Consider the following 25,405-nt stretch of genomic DNA (forward strand, 5'->3'; position numbering starts at 1 on the left):
TTAGTACTAAATAATGTTAAATTCAAGCTTATCCTTAGAATGTTCTCCCTGGTAAAGAGAAAGGAAAAATATGTTGAAGAATATCTAAGATCAGCTTAGAAATATTTTTTTAAAAATAAATTTGGATGTATCATAAACCTAGAATACGAGCGGAGTCGAGAAATCTACCTCGATATAGATCGCTTTTCCCACTATTCGCGACTGCGCTTTATCCGAAATGGCTACCTTCTTTTGAATTGATAAAATGGGCAGAAGAATATAAGTTTATCCTTTGCAATGTATTTCATCGGGTATCTATCTGATCACGATAAAGGATACATATGGATTAGATGAAATAAAAAAGCGGTAATACAAATCGATGGATTACCGCTTTAAATTTGACTAATTAGCCTACTGGTTATCAGTAGCAGCTTCTATTACATTTTGAATTGATGTAGGTACATTCGATAAAAGATCATATCCTGTGGCAGATTCAATTGAATTAACCGAGGTACGGAATGTTTTCCAGTTGGTATTTAAACCATTTGTATTGGGCATATTTACTGCAATTACTCTCGTAGATGATGTAATCCTGCTTAAATCATTATTTCCGTTTGATAATACCACAATAACTTTCCATGTATTTGATGGTACGTTAATGCGGCCATTATCAATGGTATATGTCGTGCCACCGTTGCTTCCGGTACCGCCAGAACCATAAGAACCACAAATGATATAAACTTCGTTACCTGCAGTAACCAATGAGCGTATGTAATTTTCTAGGTCGGCCCAAGGACCCTGGTTATTGTTAGGTGCCTGTGGCATCATGTTGCTCATCAAGAATGTGGACGAGTTAGAAGTTACGGAAGCAGTCCGATCAGCAGATGGGCAGTTATGGCCACGATCGAAACCTGAACCGGAATAGCTGCTGTTCGATACCTCGTACCAACCTGAAGGTAAAGCAGTATCGGCTCTGAAATCATTCTGACGTGAATTTGAACCTAAATCAGACGATCCAATATGCCAGCTCACCCAGTTTGGTGTAGCCCTGCTTCTACTGTAAGAACTTGTATAATAAGTGTGATCCATCAGGTAATTTTCAGGAGAAGATGTGCTGGCAATAGCATTACTCGGATTACCCAGTAAAAGGTTACTATCATCGCCAGAAGTGGTTGGTGGGGGAGTTGTTCCACCGTCGCCAGTTGAAATACTAAAATCGTCGATATTGATGCGGGCAGTACCTCCACTTATTTTACGGATTTGGAAGCGAACATTTCCAGAAATGGATACATTGAATGTTGCGGTAGTTAAAGTTGTTGAGCTGGTGCTAATGGTACTACCAGTTTGTTGCCAGCTCGAACCGCTATCGGTAGAGTACCAAAGCTGCCAGGTACTATTGGCATCAGTACCATATTTGGCGTGAGCCACCGTTACTACATCGGCTCCAGCGACGTTGAAATTCATGCTTAGTGTGCCCGTGTTACGGATACGTACTGATTGACTGCCATTCTTGGCATCTCCGGCGAGATTTCCAATTAAGGCATCGTCCAGGCTCCAGCTTCCGCTATTTAAAGTTACTGACCCAATTGAGTAACTTCCTTTGCCGCCAGATTCGAATGTTTCGGGGAAACCAGCAACTACCGCCTGGGTACCAGCGGTAGCTGCTTTACTGTTTAACTTTTGCTCAAATTGGCTGTTGCCCGGCTGCGTTGGGTTGTCTTTTTTACAGGCAGCAAGGCCAAGGCATAATACGGCCAATAAGCTTAATTTTTTTAATGCTTTCATTTTTTTTAGGATTATTTAAAGGATATAAGGGGTTTTAGGTTTCGATAGCAAAAGTTTCAATCACGATACAGGTACCATCTGGTAAATAACCAGCAATAAGCACAGGAATCCGGCTGGCGCCTTCTACTCTGACCACTGTAATATTGGATAGGTTTTGCTTTAAAAAGGTGTACCAGGTGGCGATTTTGCCTGCATTTTCAACCATTGTTGCATCTGCTTTATCGACTTTTGATATTAAACTATCAAAAAATGCAGCTTGATTTATTTGTTTTAAATCGGAAGGATCAGCATTATAATGAATAGCAATTTTCTGCAATAGTGCTGAAGGTGTAATTTCGCCCCAATCTGCTGCTTTAAAAGGGCTTTCAGACTCGGTAAAATACCATACGCCCAACAAAAGTTTGCTTATGGTAGACAAGATTTCATTATTCATGTAAATAGGGATGTTTTTACAAGCGTATTAACAGCCCTAAATTAGTAGAAAAGGATTTGAATATTGTGCAATGTAGATTAACGAAATGTTAACAATTTTACAGCTGTACTGTTCTTGTTCTAATGAATTTATACTTCGTTAAAATGGGTAAGTAAGGTAATTACCTGTTTTTTGTTGAGTACTGCTGAAAGTTCTTTTTCTGTAGCTTCTTTAATCTTTTTAACCGATTTAAAATGCGTTAACAGTTTATCTGCAGTTGTTTTGCCAATACCTTCAATTTGTTCAAGCTCGGTTTTGAGTGTCCCCTGGTCGCGTTTCTTGCGGTGAAAGGTAATGCCGAAACGGTGGGCCTCATCACGCAGTTGCTGTATCACTTTTAAGGTTTCGGATTTCTTGTCTAAATATAGTGGAAAGGAATCTCCGGGATAGAACAATTCTTCTAATCGCTTGGCAATACCAATTACGGTTACCTTGTTCTCAATGCCCAATACCTTCAAACTCTTCATCGCTGATGAAAGCTGACCTTTACCACCATCAATGATGATGAGCTGAGGCAAAGCCTGGTTTTCATCTAACATTCTCCTGTAACGGCGGAAAACAGCTTCTTCCATGGTGGCAAAATCATTGGGACCATCAACCGTTTTCACATTAAAATGGCGGTAGTCTTTTTTAGAAGGTTTGGCATCTTTAAATACCACAATTGCTGAAACCGGATATTTTCCCTGAAAGTTAGAATTATCAAAACATTCAATGTGTTTTGGAAGCTGCGTTAAACGCAGATCTTTTTGCATGGTGGTTAAAATCCGATCGGTGCGTAAATCGGGATTTAACTTTTCGTATTGGTTAAGCTTCTCTTTTTTAAAGAACAGTACATTCTTTTGCGAAAGCTCTAAAAGTTTTTTCTTTTCACCGAGTTTTGGAACGGTAAATTTTAAATTCTCATCTTCGAGTGAAAGCTCAAATGGAACAATGATTTCTTTTGAGGTGCTGTTAAATTTAGTTCTGAATTCTAACATCGCCAGTGTTAAAATCTCATCGTCGCTTTCATCCAGCTGCTTTTTAACCTCAATGGTCTGCGTTTGGATAATGGTTCCATTCATTACCTTCAGATAGTTCACAAAGGCATAGCGTTCGTCTGAAGCAATGCTCACCACATCCACATTGGTAATGGCACTGTTTACTACGGTAGATTTGCTCTGGTATTTTTCCAGTACTTCTAATCTCCTCGCGTATTGATGCGCAAGTTCAAAGTTCAGGTTTTCTGATGCTGACTTAATAACGCCTTTAACATCGCGGATAACATTTCCGATTTTACCGTTTAGGATTTCCTTGATCTCGCCAATATTTTTATCATAATCGGCTTCAGTCTGGTAGTTTTGGCAAGGTCCTTTGCAGTTGCCGATCTGATATTCGAGGCAGACTTTAAATTTGCCTTCATCTATATTTTTCTCTGTTAGGGGCAAACTACAGGTGCGCAACGGATAGGTTTCTTTAATCAGATCCAAAATGGTATGCATCATGCCTATCGAACCGTAAGGACCGAAATAGGTTGAGCCATCCTTAATCACTTTACGTGTCCAGTAAATGCGTGGGAAATTTTCATTTTTTACGATAATCCATGGATAAGTTTTATCATCTTTTAAATTGATGTTAAATTTCGGCTGATGTTTTTTGATCAGGCTGTTTTCCAATAGCCAGGCATCAATTTCCGTATCAACAATAGTAAAGGTGATTTTGCGGATCTTGGAAACCAATACCCTGGTTTTGCCATTAAACTGGTTTCTGTCGCTGTTAAAATACGAGCCTACACGGTTGCGCAGGTCTTTTGCTTTACCAATGTACATGAGCTTTCCATCGGCGTCCCAATACTGGTATACGCCGGGTTTATGTGGAATTGCGGTTAATGCTGTTTTATGGTCGAAACTGCTCATGATTACAAAAATAGGATTCGGGTGGAAAAATTAGTTTGAATGCCCCGATTTAATGTATTTATAATTTGGGCGTGCCCCTAAGCTGCGCAAAGGGTCAGGCTATTCGTTACAATCTTTTGCTGCGTTTTCGCTACACTCAACGTTGCAGCAAAAGGATTTCCACTGCTATCCTTCACGCAGGAGTTGAGGAATTAAAATCCCAACTTCTCGTCCAGTTCACTGGTACCTTCTTCCTGTTGCTGATACTGGTTACAATCAAAAGTAATGGAAACACCTGATTTTGGCGCCTCGAAATCGGCATGACTAATTTTTAAAGCCGGATTGGCATAAACTCTTTTTATAAATCCTGCAAAAATTGGTAAAGCAGTATTTGCACCCTCACCCTGATTAGTGCTGATAAAGTGGAAAGCCCTGTCTTCACAACCGGTCCATATACCCGTTACCAGTTGTGGGGTTATGGCCATAAACCAACCGTCGGAGTTGTTTTGGGTGGTACCGGTTTTGGCTCCAATTGGTGCATTCACCTTATATTTATAGTTTAATCTGGATCCGGTCCCATTGGTTACCACACCTTTAAGCATCCGTGTCATTACATAAGCCACTTCTTCGCTCATAATGGGCTTTGGTATTTCTTTTTGAGAAAATAATACCACACCGTTTTTATCTTCAATTCTTAATAAATAAATGGGTTTGGTATAAATTCCTTTATTGGCAAAGGCTCCGTAAGCACCTACCATATTATAAACAGAAGAATCGAATGTGCCCAAACAAATCGACGGAAACGCAGGAACATTTGGAATACCCATTTTTGTAGCCAGGGTAGATACAGCCACAGGGCCAACCTGTTTCATCAAATAGGCGGTAACAAAGTTTTGTGAGTAAGCCAACGCTTTTTGTAAGGTGATACTGCCAGGTAATGGTTTGCCTGAGTTTCTGGGTGTCCACGGTTCACCGTAACCTTCAATCGTTACCGGAACGTTGGGTACGGTATAACAAGGCGAATAACCATTTTCTATGGCTACAGCGTAAGTAAATGGTTTTGCTGTTGAACCTACCTGGCGCGTTCCCATCTTAACCTGGTCGTACTTAAAGTGCTCGTAATTAATTCCGCCCACCCATGCTTTCACATGTCCGTTGGTCGGGTCCATGGTCATCATGGCATTCCTAAGCAGCATTTTATAATAACGTACCGAGTCGATCGGTTTCATTACCGTATCGATATTACCTTTCCAGGTAAAAATGGTCATTTCTGTTTTGGTGTTGAAATCATCTTTGATTTCTTCATCCGATTTTCCTTCCAGTTTTAAGGCTTTATAGCGATCAGAGCGTTTTATTCCCTGTTCAATCTGTAAAGCTTTATCCTTAAACGGGTTTCTGCCCTTCCAACTCGCGATAAACTGCGCTTGTAGCACTTTCATATATTCCTTTTGCGCTTCCTCGGCATATACTTGCATATCATAATTCAAGGTGGTATAAATTTTTAAACCATCTCGGTCCAAATCATACGGTGTACCATCAGGCTTGGTAATGGATTGCTCCTGGAAAATGTTTTTGATATCGTTCTTTAATACCGAACGGAAGTATGGTGCAATACCATCATTAACGGTTGCAGCATTGAAATGCAGGTTTAAAGGTTTTTCCTTTTGCTGATCAAATTCTGACTGGCTCAAGAGATCAGCTTTGACCATGAGGGCCATAACGGTATTTCTACGTTCTCTGGAACGCTCAGGGTGGCGTGTTGGCGAATACATGGTAATACCTTTTTGCATGCCCACCAGGGTGGCAGCCTGTGTTAAATTCAACTTATCGGGAGTGGTATTGAAATAAACCCTTGCCGCAGATTTAATCCCATAAGCCTGGTTACCAAAATCTACTGTATTTAAATACATGGTAATGATTTCTTCTTTGGTATAGTTGCGCTCCAATTTCACAGCCACAATCCACTCTTTAAATTTCGTTAATACCAGGGAGAAAAAATTAAGGTTCGATTCACGTGGAAAAAGATTTTTTGCCAATTGCTGGGTAATGGTACTGGCACCTTGTTTTTTGCCGATCAAATTGTAACCGATAATGGTAAAGGTACGTTTAAAATCTATTCCTGAATGTTCTTTAAAACGGGTATCTTCTGTTGCAATTAATCCATTGATTACATTTTCAGAAATATCTTTATAAGTAACATTCGATCTGTTTTGCACAAAATAAGTACCTAAAGGACGGCCATCTTCGGCAATAATTTCTGATGCCTGATTGCTTTTCGGGTGCTCAATGTCCCTGAAAGAGGGTAAAGCACCAAATAGCCCAAATCCAATCATCGAAATGAAAATAGCAAATAGGGCAATTCCTCCAATCAATAATTTCCAGATGAGTAAACTGTATCTTTTTGTATCCTGTGGGGAAAGGGATTTGTTCATTTTGTGTTTTTATTTTCCAAAACACCGGGATAGGTGATTTTGGATGCAAATTTATTAATTTTTTATAGAATCAAATTTAAGCTTTGATGTTTATGCCTTCTGCTTTGGTTTTTGAGCTTTGCTCTTTTACTTTCGCTTACTTGTAATTGTCTTTTAAAAACTCCAGGTATTCATTAATCCTTGTTCTGTCTGTCAGTTTTTCAAAATTTTCTTTACTGATGATAAAGCCTTTATACAGGTTGGCCGGAACTTTCATAATATTCTTTAACTGACCAGCAATGCTCGATTCGTAAAGTTTGGCATCCTCTAAATCGATAAAACTGGTAATGTAAATCAACTGATCGTTATCCAACTCGACCAATTTATGTTCCAGATCGTTGTCCGGATAATTTCCGCGGTTAAACTGACCAATGCCGAAGCGTGATGAACTTAGGGTTAAAGTGGCGTCGGCTACGTCTATTACGTAATAATATTCTTCTGATTTTGCCGTACTGAAAATACTAACAGGTTTGGTTGGATCAACTGGCTTAACCTCAACTGGTTTGGCTACAGGAGTCGGTTCAGCTATTTTTGCTACAGGATTTTCAGCTACCAGCGGTTTTTTTGGGACTAAAACTGTAGCGGCCTGGCTTACAAAACGCGGCGTATTTGCGTCAAAATCAACAAGGGCTACAGGGCGCTGTTTAAATTCGTCAAGATTGGCCTCAATATACTTCAAGTGATCGCGTACCAAAGGCGTAATAATTTTGTCGTTAGGATAGCGATTGGTGATGAGGTTAAATTCGGTGAGTAGCGGATCAACCTTTGCTGTACGTCCAACAGCGATGGCTTTTAAATAAGCATATTGCGGCGCCAGATCATTTTCAGGGAAAGCCGCGATATTATCATCAGCCTGTTTCACCACATTGGCATAATCTTTTTTTACATAAGCATCAAAAGTTGCATTGTAATTGTTAATGGCCATATTTTCCATCTCTGTTTGCTTGGCCGAGTACGATGGATCTAAAATATTCTTCGCAAAGTTTGATTCTGGGAATTTGGTCAGCACCAATTGCTTATACTGCTCAGATTTTACTTCATCAATGCCTTTATAATTGAGATATAAACTATAGTAAATGGCAACTAAATGATTATTTTCGGGATATCGTTTAATCAGTTCCAGATATATTTTATTTGCTTCCTGCTTATCATTCAATTCTTGTTGGTAGAAACTGGCAATTTCGAAATAGGCATCAATAATTTTTTGATCCGATGATGCCAATAGTGCTGGTGTGGTGGGTAAAGCATCCAAAAACTGTTTTTCCAGCGAGGTTTGATCTGCTGTCGTTTGGTTGGTTTGGCCATTTGCAGGTATAATTTCGGTAGCTACCTTTCCTCCCGCTAAAACCTGATTGGTTTCCTGTGCTGACGACCGGATGCTTTGGCGCCAGTTATCTTCCAGCTGTCTTGTTCCCCACCTTTTTCTAAAATCGGCAAAACCATTACTAATTGCTGCATTATTATTGAAATAAAAAGTGTTGCCAACAGTATTGTTTGTCGTATTTAAGCTTCTGTTTGGAAAATCCGGATCATTTAAAAGTTGGTTGCTCATTACCCCTTCTGTACCGCGCACTTCAACCTTTGGTGTTAAATAAGCTTTTACTTTAGCCTCCCGCTCTGCAGCCGGAAGTTTGGCAAAAGCCTGAGCGGTGTCTTCTTTGGCGATAATGGTATACCGGTCTGTTAAATATTGCAGGTTATCTGCCTTTTTAACAATGTTGTCGTAATCAGGAAAGTTTTTAGGTAAAATCATCACAGTACTATCGTAGTACAGTTTTGCTTTAACATAGTTGTTAAATTCTTTAAAGTTTAAATCTGCAATTCTTAAAAAAGATAGCGCCTTTTGCATTTGGTTTCTGGTGCTTTTTAAAACCGACTTATGGTAGTTTTCTTCTGCCTTTATAAAATTTCCATCTGCCGAGAAAAGCTCCCCAACCTGATAATAAATCTGATCGGTATAATCAGTGTTTTTATCGTCTTTCAATAAAGCTAAAAGTTGCTGCTCCTTATTAAGTTTTTCTCCATTTAATAGTGCTTTCAGCTTAATCCGGTTTAAATTGGCATGGAAATACATCTCAAAAGGTGCATTGCTTTTTTCAACTTTTGTGAAGTTGGCATAAGCATCCTGAATATTTTTTTCTTTTTCCTGTAGCTGTGCCAATATAAAGCGCCAGCGGATCCGTAACTGTTTTTCTGCAGGTAAAGCAATGGCCGATTCTAATAACAAGATGGCTTCTTTATTGCGTTTCTGGTAAATGCGCATCTGGGCGGCTGTGGCCAGGGGTTCGGCCAGGTCCTTTTTTAACTCATCAGACGCGCGCAGCATGGTATCGATAATCTTATCGGCCAGTACCATATTGTTGAGTTCCATTTGGCTACGTGCTTTCCAGTTCATAGCGAGGATAAATGTCTTCAGGTCACTATTGTAAGTTTTCGCCGTGTAATCAAAATACTCTGATGCGATAAAATAATTCCCTTTAAGGTAATTTGCCTTGCCCAGAAGCATGTAGGCATCGTCGATATAGTTACTGAAACTTTTATCGTTGATAATGGTTTGTCCTTTGGCAATTACATCATCAAGCTGTTTATTGGCAGCCCCGGGTGTGAGTACTAAATTTATCTGTGGCTCAGGATCAAGGTAAACCGGTAGAATCTTTTCGTAATTATCCGCATAACTTTGCAGCAAACCCTCATTGTATTCGCTTAGTAAAACATTGGCGTTATAGATATAATTGTATTTTGCGGTTAAATTCTGAAACCTACGGTCAACTGCAGTATCTTTATTTGCAACACAGCCATAAATAAAAATACTGATGAGAATAATGAAGGGATTTAAGTTTTTGTTCGCGTAATTTTTCAAGTATGATCAATCTCTTAGGTAATGTATAATAAACAATATAGATAGAAAAATATTTTAATTGGTAACAAATTTTAATTATTCAAAGTTAATTTAATTATTGCATTAAAAAATGGAAAATCAGCGAGGAGAAGATACAAAGAAAAAGGTAAATGCAGCAGCAAAGTATTCTGCCATTGGTTTCCAAATGATCGCTACCATAGGCCTGCTTACTTTTATAGGTTATAAAATTGATGAACACCGAAACAGCAAAACCAACTTAATTACTGCAGCTTTTGCCCTGGCCGGTGTAGGGATTGCACTTTATCAGGCCATTAGGCAGGTTACCAAGGATTAGTTAATTATTAAATTGCTAAATGGCTATATTGTTGGCCGTTCCATTCCTCTTATCTTTATGGGATTTTTAAATTGCTTGATGGCTTTATTGTTAGGCAATAGCTTATTACAATCTGGCAATAAAACAATCCAACAATTTAACAATAGTTCTTTACTATTAAGCACTCGCCCTAGTAACCGATTAACCCCTTGAGCTTTGCCGAAGGGTAACCAGTTAACCAAACAATTCAGCAATAAAACAATAATAATAATTAAGCAATCTTCATTAGTTACTTGATACTAAAAACCTTATCTTTGCAAAAAGTTTTATCTGCTAAGAAATTATACATTGACCCTAGCCAAATTTACCAGTATCTATTTTATTTTCGTAGGCCTGTTAATAGGTGTGATCGCCGTTTTACCCCTGGTGTTTCCGGCTAAGCAGCTTTATGTAAACAATTTTTGGGTAATGTTCGGCTTTTTGGCTGGTATTACTTATATCGCTTACATGTTGGTTGATATCGGTGTAAAACGCGATCCTGAAGTGGGGGTGATGGCTATTATGGGATCAATTGCTGTGAAAATGATTTTTTGTATGGCTTTCGTGTTGATTTACAGTATAAAAGCAAAGGGAATCGGGGCTATGTTTCTGCTTAATTTTTTTTCTTTATATTTATTGTTTACGGTCTTTGAAGTTTACTGTTTGTTACGTAACTTGCGCCACCAAAATTTAAAGTAAAAAACTGCCAATAAATGGATTGTAACCGAGTTTTTGTGTCTAAAGTTAAAAGGCTAACTATTGTTTTTACGCTTTTAATCGCGTTTTTATCTATCAAAATTGATGCTTTCGCTCAAGTTGATAGCGCTGTTGTACCTGTTGATAGTGCTGTTGCAGAATCTGCTCATGCTGTTTCAGGAGAACATGGAGCTGAGGCCAATCATGGTAAAGAAAAATTTGAGCCTACCAAAGTAATTATGGAACACATTGCCGACTCGCACGTGTGGCATCTTTGGGGACATACTTCGTTGCCTCTTCCGGTAATTTTATATACGCCTAATGGTTTAGAGTTTTTCTCTTCAGGTAATTTTCACCATGGTGAACATGATTATAACGGTAAATACAATAACTACCGTTTAGAAGAAGATCATGTGAAAGTGGTTGGTGCTGACGGAAAAATCGATGAAGAAGCAAGTAAATCTGTTTTGGATTTTTCGATCACTAAAAATGTTGCGGCCATGTTTGTGGCGATTTTGGTAATCCTTATTGTATTTATTTCGGTTGCCGGAGCTTACAAAAAACGTGCCGGTAAAGCACCAAGAGGTTTGCAGTCTTTTATTGAGCCTGTTGTTCTTTTTGTAAGAGATGATATTGCTAAGCCCAACATTGGTCATAAATACGCGAAATTTATGCCTTATTTGTTGACTACTTTTTTCTTTATCCTATTTAATAACTTATTCGGTTTGATTCCGATTTTTCCGGGTGGTGCCAACGTTACCGGTAATATTGCCCTAACTTTTGTAATGGCTTTAGGTACTTTGATTATCGTTAACATCAATGGTAATAAATATTATTGGAAACACATTTTCAGACCGGATGTTCCTTTTTGGTTATATCCGATTATGATCCCTGTGGAATTGATCGGTATCATTTCTAAGCCTTTCGCTTTGATGGTGCGTTTGTTTGCAAACATTACAGCTGGTCACATTATCGTATTAAGTTTAATTTCCTTAATCTTTATTTTCGAAACACTGGCTATTGCCCCGGTTTCAGTTGCGTTCGTATTGTTTATGGATGTGTTGGAATTATTGGTGGCATTTTTACAGGCCTTTATTTTTACCTTATTAACTGCCCTGTTTATTGGCATGGCAGTAGAAGAACATCATTAACAGAAAACTATTTTTTACAAATTAATATAAATTAAATTAGTTATGGTAGGTTCAATCGCGGCAATCGGTGCCGGTTTAGCAGTAATCGGTGCAGGTATCGGTATCGGTCAAGTAGGTGGTAAAGCAATGGAAGGTATTGCTCGTCAACCAGAAGCTGCATCAAAAATTCAGACTGCAATGATTATCGCTGCTGCCCTTATTGAGGGTGCTGCTTTATTCGGTGTGGTAGTTGCATTATTAGGCTTAAACGGTTAATAAGCACTGAAAAAAATTAGGCTGGGTATTTAACGATTGGTTATTTACCCCGCCTTATTAAAAAGATTGTTTTTAAAAATTAGATAAAAATGGAATTAGTAACCCCAAGCATAGGATTGGTTTTTTGGACATCGTTAGCATTCATCTGCTTACTGATCTTACTTAGAAAATTTGCATGGAAACCTATTTTAGGTGCAATTCACGAGCGTGAGCAAAGCATTGATGAAGCTTTAAACAAAGCTGAATTGGCTAAACAGGAAATGGCCCGTTTAACCAGCCAGAATCAGGATTTGATGCAGCAGGCCCGTGCGGAGCGTGATGAGATTTTAAAGGAAGCTAAAACCTTAAAAGATAGTATCTTAAATGAGGCTAAAAAACAGGCTCAGGTTGAAGGTGCTAAATTGATCGAGAAAGCTAAAATCGAGATTGAAAACCAAAAGAAAGCTGCTTTAGCTGAAGTTAAAGACCAGGTTTCCACTTTATCATTAGAAATTGCTGAACGTGTACTACGTACGCAGTTAGATGATAAAACCAAACAGGAAGCTTTAGTAGCTAACTTGTTAAAAGACGTTGAATTAAACTAGTTTGAGAAAATAGATAGGAGATACTAGACTTGAGACATTAGATATGAGAGAGGAGATTACTCTGAATACTCAATCTCACATCTCACATCTCACATCTTCCATCTCACACCTAAATATATGTCAGAAATTAAAGTTGCAGGCAGATATGCCAAATCATTAATAGACCTAGCCGTTGAAAACAACGCGTTAGAATCAGCTTATAATGATATGGTTTTGTTTGAAAAAGTGGTTGATGAAACCCCTGAACTAGAAGCAATATTAAAAAACCCGATTGTACCTTTAGATAAGAAAACTGGTATTTTAAACGGAATTTTTACGGATAAAGTAAGCAAACTAACCATCTCTTTTTTCAAGGTTGTGGTAAGCAAAGGTCGTTCGGCGATTTTATTTGCAACGGCAAAACAGTTTATACAACAATATAATTTAATTAAAGGTATTGTTACTGCTGATGTGACTACTGCAGCTGCTTTAAGTCCTGAGGCCAAAGAGCAGATTATAACGATTGTAAAAAAAGAATTAGGCGCCAACCAGGTTATAGTTAACGAAAAAATTAACGAGAAACTGATTGGTGGTTTTATATTAAAAGTTGGAGATAAGCAATTCGATGCCAGTATTGCCAGCGGTTTAAGTAAACTTAAAAAAGAATTTGCGCAATAGCGGATAGCGTTTTGCGTAGGGCGTTTAGCGTTAATTTGCAAATTCCCAAAAGACATAGTGAAGCGTGAGGGTAAGGCGATAGAACGCCAAACGCATGGCGCCAAACAAAAATATTGCGATAAGCGGATGGCGAATAAATGCCAGGCGCCATGCGCTAAGCACTAAACATTTATAAAAAGATATAAAGTAAAATTATGGTAGAGGTAAGACCAGACGAAGTATCGGCAATTATCAGACAGCAATTGGCGGGCTTCAAATCAGAAACCGAACTGGAAGAAGTTGGTACCGTGTTGCAAGTGGGCGACGGTATTGCCCGTGTTTACGGTTTAACTAAAGTTCAATCGGGAGAGTTGGTTGAATTTGCAAACGGCCTGCAAGGTATTGTATTAAACCTTGAAGAAGATAACGTTGGTGTGGTACTTTTGGGTGCTTCTGACGAGATCAAAGAAGGTGATACCATTAAACGTACCAAGAAAATTGCCTCTATTAAAGTTGGTGAAGGTATGCTTGGCCGCGTAGTGAATACTTTAGGTGAGCCTTTAGATGGTAAAGGTCCGATCCTGGGTGAAACCTACGAAATGCCTTTAGAGCGTAAAGCACCAGGTGTAATTTATCGTCAGCCGGTAAACGAGCCTTTACAAACTGGTATTAAAGCAATCGATGCAATGATTCCAATTGGTCGTGGTCAACGTGAGTTGGTTATTGGCGACCGTCAGATTGGTAAAACTGCTGTTTGTATTGACACCATTATCAACCAAAAAGAATTTTATGAAGCAGGCCAGCCTGTGTTTTGTATTTATGTAGCTATCGGTCAGAAAAACTCTACCGTTGCCAACATTGTACGTACATTGGAAGAAAACGGCGCTTTACCATATACTGTTGTGGTTGCTGCTTCTGCTGCAGATCCTGCTCCAATGCAGTTCTATGCTCCGTTTGCAGGTGCTGCAATTGGTGAGTTTTTCCGTGATACAGGTAAACCAGCATTAATTGTTTATGATGATTTATCGAAACAAGCGGTAGCTTATCGTGAGGTATCTTTATTACTTCGTCGTCCACCGGGCCGTGAGGCGTATCCAGGTGACGTTTTTTACTTGCACAGCCGTTTATTGGAAAGAGCTGCGAAAATCAACGCTAACGATGATATCGCTAAAAACATGAACGATTTGCCAGAATCGATTAAACACATCGTTAAAGGTGGTGGTTCATTAACAGCTTTACCAATTATCGAAACACAAGCGGGAGACGTTTCTGCATATATTCCAACCAACGTAATTTCGATTACTGACGGTCAGATTTTCTTAGAGTCGAACTTATTCAACTCTGGTATCCGTCCGGCAATTAACGTAGGTATCTCGGTATCACGTGTGGGTGGTAATGCGCAGATTAAATCGATGAAAAAAGTAGCAGGTACTTTAAAATTAGATCAGGCTCAATATCGTGAATTAGAGGCTTTCTCTAAATTCGGTTCTGACTTGGACGCTGCAACTAAATCGGTATTGGATAAAGGTGCACGTAACGTAGAAATGTTGAAACAAGCGCAGTTCTCTCCGTTTACTGTAGAGAAACAGGTTGCAATTGTTTATGCTGGTACTAAAAACTTAATGCGTAGCGTTCCGGTTAACAAAGTGAAAGAATTTGAAACTGAATTCTTAACTCAACTGGAATTACGTCATCCTGAAACTTTAGCGGCTTTAAAAGCTGGTAAATTTGATGATAACATTACTGGTGTTTTAGATACAGTAGCAAAAGAGATTTCAAGTAAATATTAATAAGATTTGAGACATGAGATTTGAGATTTGAGATGGGGACTTAATGTCTCACATCTTACATCTCACATCTCACATCTAATAGAGAATGGCTAATTTAAAAGAAGTAAGAAACCGGATTGCATCGGTACAGTCAACACAGCAGATTACCAAAGCTATGAAAATGGTTTCGGCAGCCAAGTTGAAACGTGCTACCAATGCAATTATCGCTTTACGTCCTTATGCAACCAAACTGAAAGAGATTTTAGGTAATCTATCGGCAAGTTTGGAAGGCTCTTCATCACCTTTTATTCAGGAACGTGAGCCCAATAAGGTTTTAATTGTTACTGTTTCATCAAACCGTGGTTTGGCCGGGGCTTTTAACATGAACGTAATTAAAGCGGCCAATAATTTAATTGCTGAGAAATACAGCGAACAGTTGAAAAACGGTAATGTGAGCATTATTTCCATCGGTAAGAAAACTCAGGATTTCTACGAGAAACGCAAGTACAACGTTATCGGTAACAATAACGAGATATTTTCGGCCTTAACATTTGAAAATGTAACCAAAATTACTGACACGATTATGGCTGGTTTTATTAAAGGCGACTTTGATAAAGTAGAAGTGGTGTATAACCGTTTTAGAAATGCAGCAGTTCAGTTTATTACTACTGAACAGTTATTGCCTTTGCCTAAAGCTGAATCTGTAACTGAAACAAAAGTAGATAAGAAAACAACTAACGTTGATTATATCTTAGAGCCTTCTCAAGAAGAAATTGTAGAACAATTGATTCCTAAATCTATTAAAATCCAGTTGTACAAAGCAGTATTGGATTCACATGCTTCTGAACATGGTGCACGTATGACATCAATGGATAAGGCAACTGAAAATGCAGGTGAGTTATTAAAAGCTTTAAAACTTTCATACAACCAGGCACGTCAGGCAGCAATTACAACTGAGTTAACCGAGATTGTAAGCGGTGCAGCAGCATTGAACGGATAAGTCAGTCTAAGGTCGGAAGTCTTTAGTCCTCAGCCAAAAAATTATAAAGCCTATTTCTTAATTGAAATGGGCTTTTTTAATGTTTTTTAAACTTTTAATCCAGAATTATTATAATTTTTATGGATTGTAATCCAAAATTATTATGTTTTCTATGGATTGTAATCCAAAATTATTATACTTTTGTGTGGGAATTTTTTATTATGATTGTTCGTAAACAGTTGGATTATGCGTTTGCCAGGCTTTTTAAAGGAAAAGCCTTTATCATCTTTGGTCCAAGGCAGACCGGAAAAACTACTTTTGTTGAACAGTTATTGGCAAAGGTTGATAAAAAGACCCTGTACCTCAATGGAGATGATGCTGATGTAAGAGAAACATTAGCTAAACCGAATGCTATACAAATTAGCCAAATGCTTGGTGATTATGAAGTTCTGTTTATTGATGAGGCACAAAGGATAAATGATGTAGGGTTACTGATTAAAATCATTGTAGATCGGTTTAAAAATGTTCAGGTGATTGCAACAGGTTCATCAGCTTTTGAGCTTTCAGGAAAAATAAATGAGCCTTTAACAGGGCGTAAGTATGAAATGATGCTTTTGCCCTTCTCTTATGCCGAACTGGTACATGATACTGATTTTATTACTGAAGAAAGGTCATTGGAACAACGTTTAATTTATGGTTCCTATCCCGAAATCATCAACGATCCACAACATGCAGAAGAACATTTAAAGTTACTTGCAGACAGTTATCTCTATAAGGATCTTTTCACTTTAGAAGATGTTAAAAAACCTTTATTGTTCGAAAAAATTGTGAAGGCTTTGGCACTACAGATGGGTAGCGAAGTTAACTTTTCTGAACTGGCACAACTGGTAAAGGCTGATCAGAAAACAGTTGATAAGTACATCAGTCTGCTCGAAAAATCGTTTGTGGTGTTTAGTTTACCTGCTTTTGCTGGCAATGTGCGCAATGAGATTAAAAAAAATAAGAAAATCTATTTTTACGATACGGGTATTGTGAATGCCATTACCCGAAATTTCAATCCCTTAGCCAATAGGAATGACGTTGGCGCGCTGTTTGAAAATTATATGATTGCTGAAAGGATGAAGTTTCTGCATCAGAACCAGGTAGAGGCTGAATGCTTCTTCTGGCGTACCACACAACAACAGGAAATAGATTATATAGAAAAAACTAAAGAAAAATTTTTGGCTGTCGAGTTTAAATGGAGCGAAAGGGGAAAAAATAAAATCCCGCTTACCTTTACACATGCTTACCCTGATACAGAAACATTGTTAATATCGAAAGTTGACAGGGGGATTTTTTTGAACAGTTGATCGGTTGTCGATAAAATTAAGATACCCATTCTTAAATTGGAACGGGTATCTTAGTTATTTATAAGATTGAGTCATATTTACCCATAGCTAATCTCAAATATCCGTTTTCTAATTTTTTACTCACATTCTTTTCATTGTAAACCATTGCATTAAATTTAGCTTCTAAAATATATGTGCCCGATTTTAATTTCTTTAAACTTGTGATTTCAAATTTTGAATTCTTTTGAGCATCAGAGCTTAATTGTGGAGGTCTTCGAAAATCGTCTGAACCATATGTTTTATATCCATCAGATAGGCTTATTGCAACACCATTTTGTATATTATCCCTACCATAGTCCAGCGCATAATTTCTTGTCCCGATTGTAAATAAATCCATAACATCTTTTGGCCTCAAAATCAGTGATTGTATCATCGATGCTTTTTTATAAGTTTTAATAAATATTACATCGACTGTTTTTCCATTTGTATATATTCCATAATTCCGTGAGTATAAAACTGAATCTTTAATGCCAGATATATAATAAGCATTGCCGACAATTGAATCTACTTTTGAATACGGTTGTCTATTACTGGCTCTGTAGAAACTGGAATATTGAGATAGCTTATAAGTGATCCCATCAATACTATAAGAAATGCTGTCGTGAGCATATTCTAAGGGATCTTCTTTTTCAGTTACCGGAGGTTCAATAATCGGATTGTTCTTCTTACAGGCCGCAAAGAAAAGTAGGGCAATAACTATCCCTAGTAAGTGTTTGTTTTTCATCGTAATTGATTTTAATTGTGTGTGGCCGAAAATAGTTATTTTTATAACTAAAAACTTAATTGATAGTAAAATTATTCTGATGGCTAAGGTTGGTAGTTATCCTATCACGGAAATGTATTTGCCTCAAAGTTTATAGTTTTTTTTGGTCGGGTTAATTATCGGCTTTTAATATCTTTGTAGCCCAATATCAGGTTATGAAAAAATACATCATCATTATTTTATTAACTCTCCCGGTGCTTGTCAAAGCTCAAAATCCTGCAAGAGACTATACCAATGCGGTACTTTGGCAACAAACTTCGGGTGAGTACCGTGCGCTATGTTTCCAGGCTTATAACTTTGCTCGTTTATCATTAAAAGAAGCACTATGGGCGGATACAAGTAAAAAGCCAAACTGTGTGATTGTTGATATTGATGAAACAGTTCTGGATAATTCCGCTTTTCAGGGCCATGAAATTAAAAAGGGACTAAGTTATGTGCCTGCAGACTGGACCGAATGGACCAACCTGGCACAGGCCGATACGGTTCCGGGTGCATTGGCTTTTTTAAAGTTTGCCGCATCAAAAAATATCGAAACCTTTTATGTGAGTAACCGCGATGAAAAAGATTATGCAGCTACCTTAAAAAACCTGCAGCACTTTGGTTTCCCTTATGCTGATGATGCGCATTTAGTGGTTTCGAAAGGAACTTCAAATAAAGAACCAAGGCGCCAACAGATTAGCGAAACACACCACATTTTATTGTTATGTGGCGACAATTTAAGTGATTTCAGCAACATTTTTTATCGCGAAAATAAAAATACCTTCGAGCAGGTAAACGCCAGCCAGAACCTATTTGGAACAAAATATATTATGTTGCCGAACCCAATGTACGGGGATTGGGAAAAGCCTTTGTATCAGGGAGAAAAACTAAGCGATAAGGATAAAGCAAAGCAAAGATTAGAACGATTAAAAAGTTACTAAGTTTTATAAATATTCAGCAATAAGTATTACTTTTGCTGCATCATAAAAATAAACATTATGGAGAACAACGAATTAAAGCACAATACAGAAAGTATGAAAACGGCTAACCAGCCCGGAATTTATAAATTAATGATTTTTGGGGTACTGGTTTGCATAGTGGGTACTTATGCGCGTTTCGCTTACGATTCTTGGCAAGTATCTTTGGCATCCTGGATTGTTTTGTTCATCGGTGCAATTATTGCCATTAAAGGTGTATTCAAAATATTAGACGCATAAGCGTACTATTATCAAAATATAAAGCCGGTTATGTTCATTCATAATCGGCTTTTTTGTTATTAAATAAAGTAGTGTTCTTTTTTTGAAAAGCAGGTTCCTGTGGCTATCGGTTCCGAAAGCCCTGCCATCCGCTTTACTTCACTGCGTTCGTGCCTGCTCCTGTCAGGTTTAAATTACTTAGGTAAACCTTTCTATGCCAAACCCGACTGCCGCGGCAGCCCCTGATTCTTTACCGATGAATCGGCACTAAATTAGCATCAGGGCTAAAGCAAAAGGCGGGACTGCTATAACCCAACTGCTTCTGCATTTGCTTTCCAAAAAATAACGCATAGTTTCAGGCATCAACAGTAAGGTTACTAAAATACAATCTTCTTTTTTTGAAAAGCAGGTTCCTGTGGCTATCGGTTCCGAAAGCCCTGCCATCCGCTTTACTTTACTGCGTTCGTGCCTGCTCCTGTCAGGTTTAAATTACTTAGGTAAACCTTTCTATCCTAAACCCGACTGCAGCGGCAGCCCCTGATTCTTTACCGATGGATCGGCACTAAATTAGCATCAAGGCTAAAGCAAAAGGCGGGACTGCTACAACCCAACTGCTTCTGCATTTGCTTTCCAAAAAATAATGCATAGTTTCAGGCATCAACAGTAATGTTACTGAAATACAATCTTCTTTTTTTGAAAAGCAGGTTCCTGTGGCTAGCGGTTGCGAAAGTCCTGCCATCCGCTTTACTTTACTGCGTTGATGCCGGTTCCTGTCAGGTTTAAATTACCTGGGCAGATTTTTCTACACTCAATAAAATATGTTTTTTTGTAGCGTTCTGATTATAAGGTAATTATCATTTTCATTTTTTAATTTATGGAAATGCAGGTTATATCACATCGTTATATAAACATTTTGTTTTTTGGGTTACCTAAAACGCTTTGTAGTATTAAATGAAAAAGAGGGTTACAAAATAACCCAAAACGCAAAACTTCTCATGGCCATTTGAAGCAAATATTTAAAATGATTATTTATTTAGAAACACTCAATCATGAAAAGGAATATTATTGCTATAGCCATAGTTTTAACAATTTTTGGCTGCCAAAAATCGAATGAAAAGTATGCCAGCTCCGACGTCATCGTTGCAAATGAATTAAGAGTGCCTACAGATAGTACTGTTGCTGAAAAAATCATTAAAACTGCTGATATGCGGTTTAGGGTTAAGAATGTCCAAAATACCAAAGAGCAGCTAAGCAAAACGATTAAATCGGAAGGAGGAACTGTTGCGGAGTTTTCTATCGAAAGCACTATCCAGGAAACGGATAAAGTAAAACAATCTACAGATTCTTTAAAAGAAATAACAGCCTATCGCACTGAAGGTTATCTGGTGGCGAAGATTCCATCTGAAAAACTAGATGAATTTACCAATACCATTGCAAAAATAGCGGTCTTTGTCGATCACCAATCGATGAAGCTGGACGATCAAAGCATTGCTTATTTAGCCAATAAACTAAAGGCTCAGAATAGAGTTGATGCGATTGAAAAAATCAATAAAGTGGCATCTAAGAAAAGTGCCAACGTAGAATCATCGCTTTACATCAAAGATGATTATGTGGATAAAAGAATCGATAATATGCAGATTGATAACCGGGTTAAATTCAGTACCATTACCCTTAATTTTTATCAGGATAATACGGTAAAAACCATGATTGTTGCCAATGATAATCTGTATGATTACCGTCCGGCATTTATAAACAGGCTTTGGTTAGGAATTGTAAATGGCTGGGCGATTTTTAAAGAAATCATTATTGCTATTTCCAATTTGTGGATGTTGATATTGGTTGGTTTTGCAATCTTCTTCATCATAAAGTATTTTATCCGGAAGAATAAACTGGCAATGATCAAGCGACTAAAAACATGATCGATCAGGCCAGGCAATAAGAATCTATCCTTATGGTTCGTGTCCGCACGAACCATTTTATATTTTCTATCAAGACAGATTGTTTCACTCTGATGATCGTTGAGCCAATAACCATTGAATCGTTGATAACGATGAACTATATTGTTTTAATGAAGCTATAATAAATTTTAATTCAATCGAATTTGTCACGTTGAGCCTGTCGAAACCCCTTGTAAAACATTTAAAACAGGTCCTTCGACAAGCTCAGGATGACAATTTTATATTTATGATATAGCATCATCGAATTCATTTTAATATTATTTCTTTGTCTTAACCGTTATACCTTTAACCTTGGTTTTATTATCGCTTACAAAAGATTCCCAGCCCGAATAGGTTTTAGATTTACCCCCTGCGGTAATTTTTTGAAAGGAATGGCAAACCGCAACAGCTAAGCCATCGGTAGCATCTAAAAACTCAGGTGTTTCCTTAAAGTTGAGTAAACGTTGCAGCATGGCCGCTACCTGTTCTTTGGTGGCGTTTCCGCTGCCTGTAATGGATTGTTTGATTTTGCGTGGAGAATATTCGGTTACAGGTACATTTCGGGATAACGCGGCTGCAATGGCAATGCCCTGAGCACGGCCAAGTTTTAACAGCACCTGGATATTTTTACCATAAAATGGCGCTTCTATGGCCAATACATCAGGTTTATATTGCTCCATCAATACTACCGTTTTTTCAAATATTCGCTGAAGCTTGAGAAAAGGATCGTCTAAATGAGTCATTTTAACTACGCCCAAACTGATAAGTTCCGTTTTATTACCCTTCTCCAGAATTACGCCATAACCCATCACCGCAGTGCCCGGATCGATGCCCATAATTACCCGTTCCTTTTTTTCGTTCAACATTACGGCAATATTAAGCATATTTGCAAATAAAAACAGAATCTTGACTGGCAGGCAAAAAAAAATACTATCACTTCTTATCAAAGTTGCAATTGTAATATTTGCCTTTTGGTTTATTTACCATAAACTGGTTGCAAATAAAAATCTTCACGATTTTAGTACCTTATTAGAGGGAATCCCCCAGGCAGAAATGATCACGGTAATCGGAATAGTGGTACTGATGATGTTTGTAAACTGGTTTCTAGAAGCTGGCAAATGGAAATACCTGATGAGCCATATTGAGCCCATTAGTTTTTACAGGGCCGTCGAATCTGTTTTTTGTGGGTTAACATTGGCTATTTTTACGCCAAATAGGCTAGGCGAATATGGTGGTCGCGTATTTTTTCTTTCTCCCCGGAGAAGAATTGTTGGAATAGTGGCCATGAGCGTAGGGAGCATCGGTCAATTGGTGTTAACCAATGTTTTTGGGGCTATTTCAACCTGCTTTTTCGTATATCGATTTATACCGATTGATCGGGTACTGTTTATCGTTCTGGTTTTCTTTGCTTTAATTTTTTGTCTGTTTTTTCTGGTCTTTTACTTTAATATCCGTTGGTTGAACGGGATTTTATTGTCTTTCAAATTCACCCGGAAATACAAAAAATTTTATAGCATTTTAGCCCGGTACAGAAAAAAAGAACTCTTTAAAATTATAACTTATTGTTTTGCCCGTTACCTGATATTCAGTTCGCAGTACTTTATTCTTTTTGTTTGGCTGGTGCCTGGACTGCAATATGCTGATATTGTAATGATGACCTGTTTGCTATTTTTGGTACAGTCGGCATTACCTTCGCTTGATCTTTTTGACGTAGGCATCAGAAGTGTTACGGCGGTTGAGCTTTTTAAACATGTAACCGATCAGCACGTGGCCGTTATTGCATGTACCGCCAGCATTTGGCTTATTAATATTATAATTCCTGCTATCTTAGGCACTTATTTCGTTTTTAAACTCAATTTTTTTGGAAATCTTAAATCTAACTAGTTTATTTTCTGCTGCCCTAACCTTAATTTATGGTTTTTTGGTGTTCAATTTCATCAGGGGGTGGCATAACCTCACCTATTTTAGCCCACAAAAATCTGATCCTCGAACCAAGGTTTCTATTATTGTTGCTGCAAGAGATGAAGAGGAGAATATCAACAAAACGATTGATGATCTGATTGCTCAGGAATACCCAAAAGCTTTAACAGAGATTATTATTATTGATGACCATTCTACTGACAGGACCGCAGAAATTGTGCTAAGTTATGCCGATCGTAATGTAAAACTAATTATGTTGAATGAGGATCGGGCATTAAATTCTTACAAGAAAAAAGCCATCCAAACCGCTATTGGTACCTGCACTGGAGACTTGATTATTACTACTGACGCAGATTGCCGGATGGGGCCCAATTGGTTGACCACGATTGTAAAGTTGTATGAAGAGAAAAACTATAAAATGATTTCTTCTCCCGTTGCTTATTTTCAGGAGAAAAGTTTTTTTGAGCGGTTACAGTCTTTAGAATTTCTTTATCTTATAGGATTAGGCGCTTCTACCATTGGAAATAAACAGCCTTCGACTTGTAACGGTGCAAATCTGGCCTATGAAAAAACAACTTTTTATGAAGTCGGGGGCTTTCAGGGGATAGATGATCTGGCATCAGGCGATGATGAATTACTGCTGCATAAAATTGCTGCCAAATATCCAGATCAAATCGGTTTCCTTAAAAACAGAGAGGCCATTGTGTATACCCATGCAAAAGAAAACCTGGGAGCATTTATCCAGCAACGTAAACGCTGGGCCTCTAAAAGTACCCGTTATAAAAACAAGGCGATTATCGTTTTGGGCGTGCTGATTTGGATCTTTAATCTTTCTATTCTTGCAAATTTTATAACCGGACTTTTTATTCCTGGCTTTTTGGTTATTACATTTTATCAATTATTGGTTAAAATGGTTTTAGAAACCCTATTTTTATGGAATGTAACGGGCTTTGCAAAGCGGCGCAGTTTACTCATTTTAATACCTGTTTTAAATGTGCTCCATGTAATTTACATGGTGTATATCGGCATTGCCGGAAATAGTGGAAAATACAATTGGAAAGGCAGAATGGTTAGGTAATGGATAATAGCCCATCAAAAAAAGTTTGGTTAAAGTTTAAGCGGAATAAGCTGGCCTTTGGCGGGCTGATCTTTATCTTAATCCTGATGCTGATGGGCATTTTGGGCTATCTGATTATGCCCGATGATTCTCCAAATGCGAATGTGCAAACACTCCAGTTAAACAAAAAGAAGCCAGGCAGTACCTTTACATTCTTAATTACCAGTCGAAATCCAAAAGTAGAAAAGGTTAACCTTTTGGAGCGGATGTTCTATGGGCAGGCACCTGCTTTTAAAGGTATTCCGATCACGTCATATAAGATAGATGGTGACGCGGTTTATGTGCAGGAGTACATTGGAAATGATGAAAAAGCAAAGGAAACGATATACAAGCTTAAAGATTTATGTCCAAGTTGTGTTCTGCCTTCAAAAATAGGATCGCCAGAAGCAGTTTTCGAAAAAAATAACATCTACACTCGCACCTATATTTTAGGAACTGATATTTATGGACGCGATTTGTTAAGCCGATTGATTTTGGGCATCCGTGTGTCGTTATCCGTTGGTTTGATGGCGGTGCTGATTTCACTTTTTATTGGGGTAAGTTTAGGTGCCATTGCAGGGTATTTTGGAGGCCGGGTAGATGCCTCCATCAGCTGGTTTATGAATGTGGTTTGGTCGCTGCCATCACTTCTGCTCGTTATTGCCATATCATTTGCTTTAGGGAAAGGATTCTGGCAGATATTTATCGCTGTAGGTTTATCAACCTGGGTAGATGTGGCCAGACTGGTGCGTGGGCAGGTAATGGCTTTAAAAGAAGTAGAATTTGTAGAAGCGGCAAGGGCCCTGGGTTTTAGCACAGCCAGAACCATTATCAAACATATATTGCCTAATATTGCCGGACCTATACTGGTTGTGGCCTCTTCTAATTTTGCATCGGCCATATTGCTCGAAACCGGATTAAGCTTTTTAGGCTTTGGTGCACAGCCACCTATGCCAAGCTGGGGAAGCATGATCAAAGAACATTATGGCTATATTATTATGGATGCTGCGTACCTCGCCATTTTACCAGGTTTAGCCATTATGTTGACGGTTTATGCCTTTAATGTACTTGCAATAGGTTTACGTGATGCCTTTGATGTTAAAGGACAAAATGTAACGGTCTAAGGTTCTTCAATAAAAAGAGAGTTGCTCATAAATATAGAATTGTCATCCCTGAGCTTGTCGAAGCACCTATTTTATAAGGCGTTTCGACAGGCTCAACGTGACAAATTAAAGTAGTTACAATTTATGATACAAACCTTTTCCC

General features: G+C 38.1%; 22 protein-coding genes. 15 read left to right on the top strand and 7 right to left on the bottom strand.

From position 1 onward, the window contains the following. Nucleotides 1-390 precede the first annotated feature (390 nt). From ACIQXP_RS23065 to porW, 5 genes are all read right to left on the bottom strand, one after another. Entirely contained in the window at nt 391-1,764 is a 1,374-nt protein-coding gene (locus ACIQXP_RS23065) for a DNA/RNA non-specific endonuclease (RefSeq protein ID WP_387508123.1), read from the bottom strand. A gap of 34 nt (nt 1,765-1,798) precedes the next feature. After that, nucleotides 1,799-2,197 (bottom strand): nuclease A inhibitor family protein, encoded by a 399-nt coding sequence (locus tag ACIQXP_RS23070; RefSeq protein ID WP_387508125.1) that lies wholly within the window; start codon nt 2,195-2,197, stop codon nt 1,799-1,801. 128 nt (nt 2,198-2,325) lie between these two features. After that, nucleotides 2,326-4,128 carry an excinuclease ABC subunit UvrC gene (gene uvrC, locus ACIQXP_RS23075; protein WP_387508127.1) on the bottom strand — a complete coding sequence of 601 codons (1,803 nt, stop codon included), beginning with the start codon at nt 4,126-4,128 and terminating at the stop codon, nt 2,326-2,328. A 191-nt stretch (nt 4,129-4,319) separates the two neighbouring features. After that, nucleotides 4,320-6,539, bottom strand: a complete 2,220-nt coding sequence (locus tag ACIQXP_RS23080; protein WP_387508129.1) for a transglycosylase domain-containing protein — start codon at nt 6,537-6,539, stop codon at nt 4,320-4,322. A gap of 136 nt (nt 6,540-6,675) precedes the next feature. Beyond that, on the bottom strand, nt 6,676-9,438 hold the full coding sequence (gene porW, locus ACIQXP_RS23085) for a type IX secretion system periplasmic lipoprotein PorW/SprE (protein WP_387508131.1): 2,763 nt from the start codon (nt 9,436-9,438) through the stop codon (nt 6,676-6,678). 109 nt (nt 9,439-9,547) lie between these two features. Between porW and ACIQXP_RS23090 the strand changes: the two genes are divergently transcribed. The 9 genes from ACIQXP_RS23090 to ACIQXP_RS23130 all read left to right on the top strand — a co-directional run bounded on the left by ACIQXP_RS23090 (nt 9,548) and on the right by ACIQXP_RS23130 (nt 17,209). Beyond that, complete coding sequence (locus ACIQXP_RS23090; RefSeq protein ID WP_293745196.1) at nt 9,548-9,772, top strand: AtpZ/AtpI family protein; 225 nt, start codon at nt 9,548-9,550, stop codon at nt 9,770-9,772. 327 nt (nt 9,773-10,099) lie between these two features. Further along, nucleotides 10,100-10,489 carry a hypothetical protein gene (locus ACIQXP_RS23095; RefSeq protein WP_293745195.1) on the top strand — a complete coding sequence of 130 codons (390 nt, stop codon included), beginning with the start codon at nt 10,100-10,102 and terminating at the stop codon, nt 10,487-10,489. A 14-nt stretch (nt 10,490-10,503) separates the two neighbouring features. After that, on the top strand, nt 10,504-11,637 hold the full coding sequence (atpB, locus tag ACIQXP_RS23100; protein ID WP_387508133.1) for a F0F1 ATP synthase subunit A: 1,134 nt from the start codon (nt 10,504-10,506) through the stop codon (nt 11,635-11,637). Between the two features lie 42 nt (nt 11,638-11,679). After that, entirely contained in the window at nt 11,680-11,892 is a 213-nt protein-coding gene (atpE, locus tag ACIQXP_RS23105) for an ATP synthase F0 subunit C (RefSeq protein ID WP_025144011.1), read from the top strand. Between the two features lie 89 nt (nt 11,893-11,981). Further along, nucleotides 11,982-12,476: a F0F1 ATP synthase subunit B gene (locus ACIQXP_RS23110; protein WP_090983248.1), complete on the top strand. Its 495-nt coding sequence runs from the start codon at nt 11,982-11,984 to the stop codon at nt 12,474-12,476. A gap of 117 nt (nt 12,477-12,593) precedes the next feature. Next, entirely contained in the window at nt 12,594-13,133 is a 540-nt protein-coding gene (atpH, locus tag ACIQXP_RS23115) for an ATP synthase F1 subunit delta (RefSeq protein ID WP_293745192.1), read from the top strand. Nucleotides 13,134-13,327: 194 nt separating this feature from the next. Next, nucleotides 13,328-14,902 (top strand): F0F1 ATP synthase subunit alpha, encoded by a 1,575-nt coding sequence (atpA, locus tag ACIQXP_RS23120; protein ID WP_184465557.1) that lies wholly within the window; start codon nt 13,328-13,330, stop codon nt 14,900-14,902. An 85-nt stretch (nt 14,903-14,987) separates the two neighbouring features. Next, nucleotides 14,988-15,881 carry an ATP synthase F1 subunit gamma gene (atpG, locus tag ACIQXP_RS23125; protein WP_293745191.1) on the top strand — a complete coding sequence of 298 codons (894 nt, stop codon included), beginning with the start codon at nt 14,988-14,990 and terminating at the stop codon, nt 15,879-15,881. Nucleotides 15,882-16,081: 200 nt separating this feature from the next. Then, entirely contained in the window at nt 16,082-17,209 is a 1,128-nt protein-coding gene (locus ACIQXP_RS23130; protein ID WP_387508137.1) for an ATP-binding protein, read from the top strand. 58 nt (nt 17,210-17,267) lie between these two features. Here ACIQXP_RS23130 and ACIQXP_RS23135 read toward each other — a convergent pair whose 3' ends face one another. Beyond that, the gene (locus ACIQXP_RS23135; protein ID WP_387508139.1) at nt 17,268-17,972 is read right to left on the bottom strand and encodes a hypothetical protein; all 705 of its coding nucleotides are present in this window, start codon (nt 17,970-17,972) and stop codon (nt 17,268-17,270) included. Nucleotides 17,973-18,166: 194 nt separating this feature from the next. Here ACIQXP_RS23135 and ACIQXP_RS23140 point away from each other — a divergent pair, with 194 nt between their 5' ends. From ACIQXP_RS23140 to ACIQXP_RS23150, 3 genes are all read left to right on the top strand, one after another. Beyond that, nucleotides 18,167-18,931 (top strand): 5'-nucleotidase, lipoprotein e(P4) family, encoded by a 765-nt coding sequence (locus ACIQXP_RS23140; protein ID WP_387508141.1) that lies wholly within the window; start codon nt 18,167-18,169, stop codon nt 18,929-18,931. A gap of 57 nt (nt 18,932-18,988) precedes the next feature. Next, on the top strand, nt 18,989-19,207 hold the full coding sequence (locus ACIQXP_RS23145; RefSeq protein ID WP_090983263.1) for a hypothetical protein: 219 nt from the start codon (nt 18,989-18,991) through the stop codon (nt 19,205-19,207). 1,028 nt (nt 19,208-20,235) lie between these two features. Beyond that, a complete protein-coding gene (locus tag ACIQXP_RS23150; RefSeq protein ID WP_387508143.1) occupies nt 20,236-21,105 on the top strand; it encodes a DUF4349 domain-containing protein in 870 nt (289 codons plus the stop codon). Nucleotides 21,106-21,401: 296 nt separating this feature from the next. Here the strand turns inward: ACIQXP_RS23150 and ruvC are convergent, their stop codons facing one another. Continuing rightward, nucleotides 21,402-21,989, bottom strand: coding sequence for a crossover junction endodeoxyribonuclease RuvC (gene ruvC, locus ACIQXP_RS23155; protein WP_293745186.1), 588 nt, complete (start codon nt 21,987-21,989; stop codon nt 21,402-21,404). Between the two features lie 40 nt (nt 21,990-22,029). Between ruvC and ACIQXP_RS23160 the strand changes: the two genes are divergently transcribed. From ACIQXP_RS23160 to ACIQXP_RS23170, 3 genes are read left to right on the top strand one after another with little or no spacing between them, the layout of a single operon-like run. Beyond that, complete coding sequence (locus ACIQXP_RS23160) at nt 22,030-23,007, top strand: lysylphosphatidylglycerol synthase domain-containing protein (RefSeq protein WP_293745185.1); 978 nt, start codon at nt 22,030-22,032, stop codon at nt 23,005-23,007. Next, nucleotides 22,985-24,121 carry a glycosyltransferase family 2 protein gene (locus ACIQXP_RS23165; RefSeq protein ID WP_387508146.1) on the top strand — a complete coding sequence of 379 codons (1,137 nt, stop codon included), beginning with the start codon at nt 22,985-22,987 and terminating at the stop codon, nt 24,119-24,121. The genes ACIQXP_RS23160 and ACIQXP_RS23165 overlap by 23 nt, the downstream gene beginning before the upstream one ends. After that, nucleotides 24,121-25,263: an ABC transporter permease gene (locus ACIQXP_RS23170; RefSeq protein WP_387508148.1), complete on the top strand. Its 1,143-nt coding sequence runs from the start codon at nt 24,121-24,123 to the stop codon at nt 25,261-25,263. The genes ACIQXP_RS23165 and ACIQXP_RS23170 overlap by 1 nt, the downstream gene beginning before the upstream one ends. Nucleotides 25,264-25,405 lie beyond the last annotated feature (142 nt).

This window comes from Pedobacter suwonensis, from assembly GCF_044762335.1.
GTDB lineage: Bacteria > Bacteroidota > Bacteroidia > Sphingobacteriales > Sphingobacteriaceae > Pedobacter.